Annotated in this window: 8 protein-coding genes; 6 read left to right on the top strand and 2 right to left on the bottom strand. The window is 47.9% G+C overall.

The window, feature by feature from the left end:
• Positions 1-1,139: 1,139 nt before the first annotated feature.
• Positions 1,140-3,074, top strand: coding sequence for a polysaccharide biosynthesis protein (locus BQ5453_RS06065; protein WP_071122520.1), 1,935 nt, complete (start codon positions 1,140-1,142; stop codon positions 3,072-3,074).
• A 1,314-nt stretch (positions 3,075-4,388) separates the two neighbouring features.
• Here the strand turns inward: BQ5453_RS06065 and BQ5453_RS06060 are convergent.
• Positions 4,389-4,652: a hypothetical protein gene (locus tag BQ5453_RS06060; RefSeq protein ID WP_071122519.1), complete on the bottom strand. Its 264-nt coding sequence runs from the start codon at positions 4,650-4,652 to the stop codon at positions 4,389-4,391.
• Positions 4,653-4,740: 88 nt separating this feature from the next.
• On the bottom strand, positions 4,741-6,063 hold the full coding sequence (locus tag BQ5453_RS06055) for a nucleotide sugar dehydrogenase (RefSeq protein ID WP_071122518.1): 1,323 nt from the start codon (positions 6,061-6,063) through the stop codon (positions 4,741-4,743).
• Positions 6,064-7,207: 1,144 nt separating this feature from the next.
• On the opposite strand from BQ5453_RS06055, the gene BQ5453_RS06045 reads away from it, so the two are divergent.
• From BQ5453_RS06045 to BQ5453_RS06020, 5 genes are all read left to right on the top strand, one after another.
• Positions 7,208-8,344, top strand: coding sequence for a hypothetical protein (locus BQ5453_RS06045; protein WP_071122516.1), 1,137 nt, complete (start codon positions 7,208-7,210; stop codon positions 8,342-8,344).
• 496 nt (positions 8,345-8,840) lie between these two features.
• Positions 8,841-9,596, top strand: a complete 756-nt coding sequence (locus tag BQ5453_RS06040; protein ID WP_071122515.1) for a Rossmann-fold NAD(P)-binding domain-containing protein — start codon at positions 8,841-8,843, stop codon at positions 9,594-9,596.
• A 134-nt stretch (positions 9,597-9,730) separates the two neighbouring features.
• Positions 9,731-10,915, top strand: a complete 1,185-nt coding sequence (gene wecB, locus BQ5453_RS06035; RefSeq protein WP_071122900.1) for a non-hydrolyzing UDP-N-acetylglucosamine 2-epimerase — start codon at positions 9,731-9,733, stop codon at positions 10,913-10,915.
• A 520-nt stretch (positions 10,916-11,435) separates the two neighbouring features.
• A complete protein-coding gene (locus tag BQ5453_RS14735) occupies positions 11,436-11,810 on the top strand; it encodes a DUF5958 family protein (RefSeq protein WP_071122513.1) in 375 nt (124 codons plus the stop codon).
• A 177-nt stretch (positions 11,811-11,987) separates the two neighbouring features.
• Complete coding sequence (locus BQ5453_RS06020; RefSeq protein ID WP_071122512.1) at positions 11,988-12,215, top strand: hypothetical protein; 228 nt, start codon at positions 11,988-11,990, stop codon at positions 12,213-12,215.
• The last annotated feature ends 31 nt before the right edge of the window (positions 12,216-12,246 follow it).

Here is a 12,246-nt window from a genome sequence, read left to right as displayed (position 1 = left end):
CGAGTGCAGACAAATTTGTGCAAGCGCCACTACATACAATTTACTATTTGCCGTTTTGCCTGCATCTTACACTTTTGGCAAAAAGCCCACTGATTTTCAAACGTTTCAGCAGTGTAGGATCCATCAAAAAAAAGCCTACACTATTACACCATGCCTGCACTTGTCTGCACACTGCTTGCACACCACCGGCACACAGGCTTGTACTACCACACAATCGCGCCACAACCACTACGCGCAACGCTAACGGGAGGGCGGAATTTCTGTCAGAGCAACAGAAATTCCGCCCTCCCGTAAACATTAAAACGCGCTCTTACAAACCAAAAAACGACCTGCCACAACCCACTGAAATATCGGTACGTACCGCTTTTTCCACCTTGTGCAAGCAACCGATTGTGCAGACGGCAGTGTAGGTAAAAATCAATACAACCTACACTGCACAACTGCATGATTTTCAACCTGTTATACCCAAAAAGTGTAAGATGTAGGAAAGAACAAAAAAACAATATGGTAATATTGTACCAATATGCTAATGCGGTAATATTCTTATGTTACCGCGTTAGCGGCCAACCAATCCACGCTACGGCGCCAGCCCTTATGTTTCTTGAGGCCACCCGGACGATAGTCCGTGGCCGTCAGCCGCGCAGCGGCCTTATGTGTATCTTATGCAAACTTATGTTCTTATGTTCCCGCGGTAAGCGGCAAGCACAAACGCTATATCTTATGTCCTTATGTCCTTATGTTCTTCTGTTTCCCGCGTTAGCAGCCAACGCACCAAGCAACAAACAAGCAATGGTACGGCGTGTCACATTACCACACTAATTGCACTTTTTCTTTCACAAATTTATCCTCTCACACTTGTTCACAAACTAATTATTTGTAAATTTGCAATCACTTGCCACTTGTGCCAATACATGGTATACAGCACAAGCCGAGCAAATAAAGGCTTTGGAGAATTTTGGAAACAATGTGCCGCGTGCTGGATAGCTTTTACACGATTGCACAAAACCATTAAATGTCACAACAATGACACACCAAACAAACAGTCGGCCGGCCAATATGTATGGAACCACACGACCGACGCACAAACACGAACTATATATAATTATAATCGAAAAAACTATAGGAAGTACTCTCTAATTATGAAAATAGTCAACAAGATATTCAATTGGTACTTCGGGCGCAATGCCCTGCCCTATTGGTGCATCATATTGTTCGACTTGGCCGCTTGCTTCTTTGGCGGACTGTTTGTCATGTGGCTGCGACACCCCGCAAGCGAGATGATGGCCCATTGGAGCACGCTGCTGCACACCTTCCTGATATTTGCACTGTTCAACCTCATCGGGTTCCGCGCCTTCCACACCTACTCGGGCATTCTGCGCTACTCGCAGTTCATCGACCTGCTCAAGGTGATGTATGCACAAACACTGTCGCTGGTGCTGGCACTGGCTTTCAACTTTGCAGTGTGCTACTATGCGCTCGAAAGCACTTTCTACGCCATTACCGGACGCATGACCCTGGTGGTGTACATCGGCACACTGTCGCTGCTGTGCATGTCGCGCATACTAATTAAACTGTTGTACGAAAGCGCATTGGTGAGCAAATCGGCCAAGAGCACACTCATATATGGTACACGCGAGGGCGCCATTGCCCTGACTAATAACGCACGCAACAACAAACCCGTGCAATTCCTGATAGAGGGATACATCAGCGATGACGACAAGGACATGCGCACCCGCCTCATGAGCAAGCGCATCTACTCTGCGCACAACAACCTGCCAGCTGTCATACGCAACAAGCAAATCAAAGCGGTGCTCATCAGTCCGCTCAAACACGACGACTTTGTCAACAACAAGCAGCTGCAAGACCTGCTCATCAACGCTGGTGTTAAGATATACATCACGCAAAACGCACGCGAATGGAACAAGCACAAGGACTCTAAGGGCAATGTGCAGGTGCGCGAGGTGAGCATCGAGGACCTCCTGCCACGCGACGAAATACAGGTGGACATGGAGAGCGTGGGCGCACTGCTCAGCGGCAAAAAGGTGCTCATCACGGGCTCGGCAGGCAGCATAGGCTCTGAAATGGTACGACAAATAGCCGTGTACAAACCAGCCGAAATGATGCTCATCGACCAGGCCGAAACGCCACAACACGACATACGCCTGATGATGAAGAACAAATACCCCGATTTGGTGGCTCACACCGTGGTAACAAGCATCTGCAAGGAGGACTGCATGGAGGAGATTTTCAACCAGTTCCGCCCCGACTACGTGTTCCACGCAGCAGCCTACAAGCATGTGCCCATGATGGAGGACAACCCCAGCGAGAGCGTGCAGAACAACGTGTGGGGCACCAAGGTGATAGCCGACCTGAGCGTGAAATATGGCGTGAAAAAGTTTGTCATGATCTCGACAGACAAAGCTGTGAACCCTACCAACGTGATGGGCTGCTCAAAGCGCATTTGCGAAATATACGTGCAGAGCCTTGACAAGGCCATCAAGGACGGCAAAATAAAGGGTGTCACCCAATTTGTCACCACACGCTTTGGCAATGTGCTCGGCTCGAATGGTTCGGTCATTCCCCTCTTCCGCAAGCAGTTGGCTGCCGGCGGACCGCTCACGGTGACGCACCCCAAAATCATACGTTACTTCATGCTCATACCCGAGGCTTGCAAACTGGTGCTCGAGGCTGGCACACACGGCAAGGGCGGCGAGATATTTGTGTTCGACATGGGCGAACCTGTGCGCATTGCCGACCTGGCACAGCGCATGATAAAGCTGAGCGGTGCCACCAATGTGGAGATAAAGTACACTGGTCTGCGCGAGGGCGAGAAACTCTACGAGGAGGTGCTCAACGAGAATGAGAACACGCTGCCGTCGTTCCACCCCAAAATACGCATTGCCATGGTGCGCAACTACGAGTACGACGAGGCTGAGCGCGAGCTTGAGGAGTTGCGCGACATTGCCGCCCGCTACAACGACATGGACACCGTGCGCAAAATGAAACAAATCGTGCCCGAATATGTAAGCAAGCACTCACGCTACGAGGTGCTGGACGAGCAAAACCAAAAGTAGCCGCCATCAACATGGCGGTGGGTAAAAACAAATTATTGCAGTCCGCTGAAACGTAAACATGCGAACGGCCCCAAGCGCGAAACGCTACCACTAAACGCAAGCACCAAACGCAAGCACTAAGCACTACCTCTAAGCGCTACCTCTAATGGGGGCGACGCGTCTCGCGTCGGGAAAATTGCAATGTGCACACACTAAATAAAGGCTCACAAACAGCACTAATTACATGTCTGTTTGTGAGCCTTTGCCTTAGTTCCCGACGCGAGACGCGTCGCCCCCATTAGTGCTTGCGTTTTCTATCAGATTGACAGGTTAAAAAGCGGATTTGAAGCTATGGGAAGAACTGTTATGCCAAGAAATTGCGCTCTAATGGGGGCGACGCGTCTCGCGTCGGGCATTTTTCAGCAGCCGCGAGACGCGTCGCCCCCATTAGAGGTAGCGTTTGGTGATAGCGTTTGGTACTTGGGTTAGTGTTTGAGTCCGTTCGCATGTTTACGTTTTACTAGACAACAGAAACAACGGATAGAATACCCCAAAACGGTCTCGCTTTTGATGCCGATTTTGAACACCTTGCCTGTAAGGGCAAAAGCATAAAATGCTATCATTGGCAAGGCCGCACAGCAGCAAAAAAAACAGCACAACGCACCCTCCCCAGCCCTGCACGAGGGTCGAGGTGGTATGCTCAAATAAAATAAGTGTTTAACTAATGTGGTAAGTGCTTTCAAGCCGTTACATTATATTATATGCTCGGAAGCCATGCGTTGTATTGCTATTAAATGAAGTTCTCCACCGCAGTATCGCTCTGCGCTTGCCGCCACTCGGGTGGAGAAGTATGTTGTACGGACTTTTATTTGTCAGTGAACTACCGCTAAGCTAAAAACTTAGGGGGTCAAGTTTCAGATTTAGCAAGGGCGGGCTGAAAGCCCAATGGAGCACATAGCCCAGGGCAAGCGAAGCGACACCCTGGGGCTTCCGCATAGTAGAGTCTCCGCGCCCTGTAAGGGCAAAAGCTTTAACCCTTTATGTTGTTATTTTTACTTGATAGCAGATTTAGCGGTCTTAAAATGGAACATCGTATGTATATTTTGTTCAACAGCTGCGCCACGTCTTAAAGCTTTTGCCCTTACAGGGCGCGACTGCTCCAACACGCAATACCCAGGGTGCCGCTTCGCTTGCCCTGGGCTATGGGCTCCACTGGACTTTCAGCCCGCCTTTACTAAATCCGAAACTTGAGTTAGGGGTTTTCAAATGCGCTTTCTATAAACCTCACATGATTAGTCAACTGACGTGTCCCATTGCATTTAAGTTCCGACGTGTTTATACGCACATCATCTTTTTGAAACTGCCCCTTGGCGCAGTGAGTTTATCTGCCGGAGTTTCTGCTCCCGCGAGTATGGTGACAATAACATGGAGGCGACCTCCCTCTGCGCAGCCATACTGTTCGCCTTGTGTGTAGCGTTCAAATAATAACTGTCTGTTGATGAATTGCTCTGCATAGTTTTCGAGTTTTACAAGATCCTCATTATTAAAGCCGTTGCTAATGATAGCAGACACCGAAGACCAGAATTCGTTGTTAGTCATATCATGGCCATTTTTGCATTTTCCGTTTTATGAACGTAAAGCTACGCTTTTAATTTCACTTAAACAATTTCACGACAACTTTTCACTCTCAATCCCTTCTAAACAGGTCGCGTGTGTACACCTTGTCCTTCACATCGTCGAGGCAACTGTCGTAGCGGTTGGCTATGATGGCGTGGCTCTGAGCCTTGAAGGCTGCCAGGTCGTTGACCACACGTGAACCAAAGAAGGTGGTGCCATCGTTGAGCGTAGGCTCGTAGATGATGACCTCGGCACCCTTGGCCTTGATACGCTTCATGATGCCCTGTATGGCCGACTGGCGGAAGTTGTCGGAGTTCGACTTCATGGTCAGACGGTACACACCAATGGTGCACGAAGCGGGGTCGGTGCCATACTGGTTGCGGCTTGAATAGTCGTACCAACCAGCCTTGTGCAGCACGGCGTCGGCTATGTAGTCCTTGCGGGTGCGGTTGCTCTCGACAATGGCCTCGATGAGGTTTTCGGGCACGTCCTGATAGTTGGCAAGCAGCTGCTTGGTGTCCTTGGGCAGGCAGTAGCCGCCGTAGCCAAACGAGGGATTGTTGTAGTGTGTGCCGATGCGGGGGTCGAGACCCACGCCCTCGATGATGGCGCGCGAGTCGAGACCCTTCATCTCGGCATAGGTGTCGAGCTCGTTGAAGTATGACACGCGCAGGGCCAGATAGGTGTTGGCAAAGAGCTTGACAGCTTCGGCCTCCTTCATGCCCATAAACAGGGTGTCGATGTTCTCCTTTATGGCGCCCTCCTGCAACAGGGCGGCAAAGGTGCGGGCGGCCTGGTGCATGGCCTCTACATCGGTCACCGACTCGATGGCACGGTTTTCGGCCTCAAACTCGTGGGTGTCAATTATCTTGGGGTAGCCCACGATGATGCGGCTGGGATAGAGATTGTCGTAGAGGGCCTTGCTCTCGCGCAGGAATTCGGGCGAAAAGAGCAGGTTGAACTGCTTGACGCCCCGCTGCGCATACTTGAGGTAGAGGTTGCGGGTGTAGCCCACGGGTATGGTGCTCTTTATCACCATCACGGCCTGGGGGTTGACCTCAAGCACGAGGTCGATAACCTCCTCCACATGGCTGGTGTCGAAGTAGTTTTTTACAGGGTCGTAGTTGGTGGGGGCGGCTATCACCACAAAGTCGGCGTCGGCATAGGCTGCGCGGCCGTCGAGGGTGGCGGTGAGGTCGAGCGGCTTTTCGGCCAGATATTTTTCAATGTAGTCGTCCTGTATGGGCGAGACGTGGCGGTTGAGTTTTTCCACCTTTTCGGGCACCACGTCAACGGCTGTCACGTGATGATGCTGCGACAGCAGGGTGGCTATGCTCAGGCCCACGTAGCCTGTGCCAGCCACAGCAATACGTATATCTTTGAATTGGCGCATATTTATATGTGTTTACTCAAGTTCCGGTTTTAACTTGAAGGAGCTGAATCCGAAAGTTGAAATGTTTACTACGCCCCACGCTCTTACTGTTAAGCGTCATGGGGACTTTTGGTTTTGTAAAGTTAAGGTGAAAGGAGGTGTTTGCCCAAATTTTTATGGCGTTTTTTCAGGCTCACCCTATTTTGGGTGCGACGAACCTTTAAGAGTTCTCCGCTCTTGGGCCGCTAACGCGGGATACAGAAGAGCTGGTGGAATTAGTAAACAAGTTGACCAGGTTGACAGGTTTACAGGTAAGTCTGCCAAGGTTTTTAAGCCTCTTACTCAAGTTTCGGATTTAGCAAGGGCGGGCTGAATCATCGTGCAAGGCGAATGCAATCAAGCTTGCTTGAATTGCTGAGCCGCAGCCGATGATGTCAATAAAAGCCCAATGGAGCACTTAGCTCAGGGCAAGCGAAGCGACACCCTGGGTATCGCGTGTTGGAGTAGTCGTGCCCTGTAAGGGCAAAAGCTTTAGGACATGGCACAGGTGTTGAACAAAATATACATACGATGTTCCTCTTTAAGACCGCTAAATCAGCTATCAAGTAAAAATAACAACATAAAGGGTTAAAGCTTTTGCCCTTACAGGGCGCGGAGACTCTACTATGCGGATGCCCCAGGGTGTCGCTTCGCTTGCCCTGGGCTATGTGCTCCATTGGGCTTTCAGCCCGCCCTTGTTAAATCCGAAGCTTGAAGCCTCTTATCATTATGACTTTAACATTATAAAACAGGCATATTTTTCGCAACACACCTGATAACCAGCCATTTCCGAACACCTTAACTGTGCCAAAGACAGATATAAAGCGTACATAAGCAGAATATTTGCAGTGTAAAAGTGTCCTAATTGCAAGAAAAACACTACCTTTGTGCCATAGGTCGTGTTTATAATAGAAAACATACACGAACTGATAGAGATATTTGCCAATCATTCATACCCAAAATGGCAAGCAGACTATGAACAATAATGTTGCAAAACTGGCTGCTGCGCACCAAGCGTCAACGCCAGTGGCAAGTGACAGGGCCTATGCGTATAGGACTACAGAGATTGCACATGCAGCCAACCTCTGCCCAGCCACAGCTGACAACATAATGTAGAAGAGAGTTTATGACACTGGATAGTACGAATTCTCTTTCTGCCGCCCCGCAAACGCACTATTGCCGTCTTGATGGCAAAACGCGCACATTGCAAGGCAAACAGCACGCCGAACCAGCCCCACAAGCAGGTCCGGCAATAAAACCGTACACCAAATCGAGTTCACCACTCCACCACGACAATGCACCGGCCACAGGTTGGTGCTATATTTTTGTACACAACCAACGGGTGCGGGCTGTTGAGGAACAACTGCGCCACGACGGACGCCCCTACTTCATACACAAAAGCATTAAATACGTGCCGCGCCACAAAGACGGCACTGGAGGCGCCCGCTCCCTGTCGGTGCCCACGGTGAGCGGCCTTGTGTTTTTACAAGGCACCCCGGCCGACACCCAGCTCTACCTCGACAACAACCTGCCGCCCTACCACCTGTGCAAGGACTGCAGCAACGGCCGTGTGGCCATCATACCCCACAGCCAGATGACACCCTTCATGCGCATAGCCCAAGCCGACCCCGAGCGCATTCGTTTTCTGCTCCACCCCTTTCATTATTATGCCCAAAACCGCACCCTGCTGCGCATCACCTCAGGCCCCTTTGCAGGCATTGAGGGCTACGTCATACGCATTTCACGCGACCGCCGTCTGGTAATGCAGGTTGGCGGCATGAGCATAGCCCTGTCGGGGGTGCACGCCGAACGCTTTGAGGAGGTGGGCAAGCACGAGGCCGCTACACGCCATGAGGGCGCCGCACGCTATCCCCGTGCCCTGCACGAGCGCAACGCCTTTATCGACCATTATTTTCACCCCGTGCGCACGCAGCACGAGGCAGCAGCCCAAGCCGAGAGCATCGACCTGCTGCGCCAGCAGCTGCTTGCCGACACGGCACAGGGCAAAATTGACCCTGCCGAGGTCTACGAGATGCTTCACTTCATGGTAGAGGAGTCCGACTATTATTACGCGCCACTCCTCCCCCGTTTCAGCACCGAACTCGAGCCCGTCACCGCAGCCACGTCCCGCGTCATGCAGGCCATCAGCACCCTTATAGCGCAGTTGCCCGCCAACAGCCCCACCCGCCAACTCCGCGAGGCGGAATACGACGAGCTGGTCAACCGATGTGGGTATTGGGTGCTGGCATTACAAAACCCTTAAGGCCTTTCGCCTTTTTTCCAAAAAGAAGATTCACACACAGAATGTTTCATCATTCTGTTCTTTTTCATACCCAGCCTAACCAAGCATACTTTTTTCAACACACACATTTATTCCTTTCCATTTAATGCGTTGACGGGACTTGTAAACAAGTTAACAAGTTAACGGGTTAACAGGTAAGTTTGCCAAATTCTTTTAAGCTTATCAACTTGCCTACTTGTTAACCAGTCTACTTGCTTACTTGTCAACCAAGAATTCCGTCAATGGGTTATTAACAGGTCGTAGCATCCCCTGCCGCGACCCTCGGTTGGCTGTGTGTCAGGCTACGTTTTACTCAATCACGCGCCTAACAGCAACTGTTATCTGCATATAAGTATGCTTTCCCTTAGCAGCATTTTAATATAACCAAATTTTGTATTCGCTTACATTCTTCATAGATGCTTCATCCTTATAAAGGATCGTTCGAAACATAAAGGCAACATTATAAAAACATTTTAATATGATCAACGTTGGAATTATTGGGTGCGGCTTTGTCGGTGGCGCCCTAAAGGATTGGCTAGAACATAACAATCCAGACTGCAAACTATTCATTAGCGACCCTCCCAAGGGGTACAATGATGACTTAAGCAACATAGACATAGCTTTCCTACAAATTCATGTACCGACCGAAGATGACGGTACACAGGATTTGTCTCTGATGAAAGAGCTGATAACAAATTTGCCAAACGTACCAGTCTTTGTAAGAACCACAATTCTCCCAGGTACGAGTGAGCGACTTTCTCGTGAAACGAAGCATCAAGTATGTTATATGCCCGAGTTCTTAACAGAACGTACGTTCCTTGAGGACTTTAGAAAACAGACCATGGTGTTCACGGGTGCACACGAACTACTTACCAAAATTTTTGTTGGCAAGAAATTCACTGTTATGACACCCTTAGAGGCAGAATTGACAAAATATATGCACAATGTATTTGGTGCATACAAGGTGACATACTTCAATGCTTGCCGCGAATATTGCGAACAGATGGGAGCTGATTGGCGCAAAGTGCATACAGGCATACTTCTCTCTGGCTATATCAACGACACACACACCTACGTGCCAGGCCCTGATGGCAAATTTGGCTATGGAGGTAAATGCTTCCCCAAAGATGTCAATGCCTTCGCAAAAATGACAGAAGGTACCCCGCTCGGCACTCTTTTGGAACACCTACATGAATTAAATGTACACTTCCGAGGAGTAGAGGAGCATATTTAATACTATTGGAAAGCCGTTGTACTGGTGTAAAGTTTATATGCTTGTGGTTCGATACCACCAACGGCTACTAAAGAATAACTATTATAATTAGACACTGCACTTTTAGAATGTCGTAACAGGAAAATATAATGAGCATGAAAACAATAATGTTGGTCTTTGGCACGAGGCCTGAAGCAATAAAGATGTGTCCTCTTGTAAAGGAGTTCCAGAAGTACACGGATAAATTCAACACTGTGGTATGCGTGACCGGGCAGCATCGTGAAATGCTCGATCAAGTATTGAGCATCTTTGGCGTGGAGCCTGACTATGACCTAAACATCATGAAGCAGGGACAAGACCTTACGGACGTCACAGCACGTGTCCTTACTGGTATGCGTGATGTTTTCAAAGAGTGTAAACCTGATGTTGTATTAGTGCATGGTGACACAACCACATCTACAGCAGCTGCGCTTGCGGCCTTCTATCAGCAAATCCCTGTTGGTCATGTTGAAGCTGGACTCCGAACTCATAATATATATAGCCCGTGGCCAGAGGAGATGAACCGTCAGATAACAGGACGTATCGCAACTTATAATTTCTCACCGACTCCTTTGTCAGAGAAAAATCTTATAGAGGAAAAGATACAAGGCAAAATATATGTTACTGGGAATACCGTTATTGATGCGCTTCATATGGTTGTGAAAAAATTGAAGGGTGACAAGGCACTTGCGGCAAAACAAACAGAAAAACTCGCAACAGCTGGATACGACATCACAAGGCTTAAAAATGGCAAAAGACTTGTGCTTATTACAGGGCATCGACGTGAGAACTTTGGCACGGGGTTTATACACATGGTTACAGCCATACGCGACCTTAAAAGTAAATATCCAGATGTAGATTTCGTTTATCCTATGCATCTAAATCCGAATGTGCGCAAACCTATTCATGAAGTATTTGGTGAGAATTTGAGCAATCTTGGTAATATGTTCTTCATTGAGCCACTGGAATATTTGGAATTCGTATATCTAATGGAGAAGTCCGCGATCGTACTTACCGACTCAGGCGGTATACAGGAAGAGGCTCCAGGCCTTGGCAAGCCAGTACTTGTTATGCGCGATACGACAGAACGTCCTGAGGCTTTATCAAGCGGCACAGTTCATCTTGTAGGTACGGACTATAACAGAATTATTGATGAAGTAAGCACACTGCTTGACGATGCTGATGCATATAACAAAATGTCAAAGGCTGTCAACCCTTACGGAGATGGCTATGCATGCGAGCGGATAGTCAAGATCTTAAATGATGGGGGGCAGCAACACTTCAAATCCACGACTGAATGATAAAATAAAAATGGATTCAGTTTCACACAGTAGCTATAACGGATTACAGACACTATTCGGCAAAGAATATGCGAACTTATATAAAGATGAAATAAGAATCACGGACCTATTTTATGTCGCTAAAATTCGTTTTCATCTTTTGATAATGCTAAGTATTTCGACGAATGCAATATTAAGTTTGTTCGCTACACTTTTCAACCTACTTCTAGCTATGAAATAACACGATATGGCGTCAGCCGTATGGAGATAATTCGAATTTATAATGCAGCAAGCCGTATTAAATGCAACATTATTGTGATTGGAAGTCATGCAAATGGAACCGCCACTTTGACTTCTGATTGGGATTATATAATTGAGGGGTTGAACAATAAGAAGTGGAAGAAAATAAAGAACTCTATACCAGGTGCAAAGGATTCTGACAGACCTAATAGAAATATAGATATTGTACGATTGCCTTTGGATAGATCAAGACCTTACATCATAATTTCGCCATCTCTGTTGCTAAACAAATTGCTTGGTAATGTATAGCTCAAGTTTCAAAATAATTATATCGTATGCACGTGGAGTCTATTCATTGGAAAAAACATTTAATGTTTTCACGAAGTTAAACAGTACGGAACAAGAGTGTTTTTGGGAACATTTATTGGATCTTATACAACAATCCAAATGCGATTTGACAGATGTTGATCGAGCCATATTGACATCAAAGGTAAAAAAGACTTCGACCTGTTGCGTAATAATCAAAAAAGGTACTTTTTATCATAATTTGAAGCGAATTGCAACCTTAAGTGAGAAACGTAATGCGTTGTTTTTGTTATTGTGCCTATTTAAGCAGGGATATCAGCGAAAAATAGTGGATAATAATCCTGCAAAGTGGTGGAATGCGGAGTTTTAGATATAGGAATTCTCCAAAACAAAAGCAACAGATAAAAGTTCGTAAGGGCCTTGGCTTTAGAGCATCTATAGGTTTGTTACTCATTTTTTTGCGAATGATATAAGTTCTCAATCAGTACAATAATCATGCCCCCCACAAGATTATCGTGCTTTACATCATGGCAATCTTGGCAAGACCATGGTCATTGACATACTCAACGGCGAGCCCATATCATACACCACCAGCGACGCGCAGACCATTTGCCATTACAACGACCTCATCATAGCCGTTGCCACCAAAGGTGACAATGCTGCCGAGTTGCGCGCCAACGTATCATATTTCAAGTCCCACCCATGCGACATCGCCATCACCGCTGCTCGTTCGCGCGGTGGCACGCACGACGTGATCAAGGCTTACACCCAGTAAACTGGTGCCGAGGCAGTATGGATATACAAGC

The organism is Prevotellamassilia timonensis, from assembly GCF_900106785.1.
GTDB classification, from domain to species: Bacteria; Bacteroidota; Bacteroidia; order Bacteroidales; family Bacteroidaceae; genus Alloprevotella; species Alloprevotella timonensis.
Note: the sequence above shows the minus strand (reverse complement) of the source record. Positions and strands in the feature narration are given on the sequence as shown.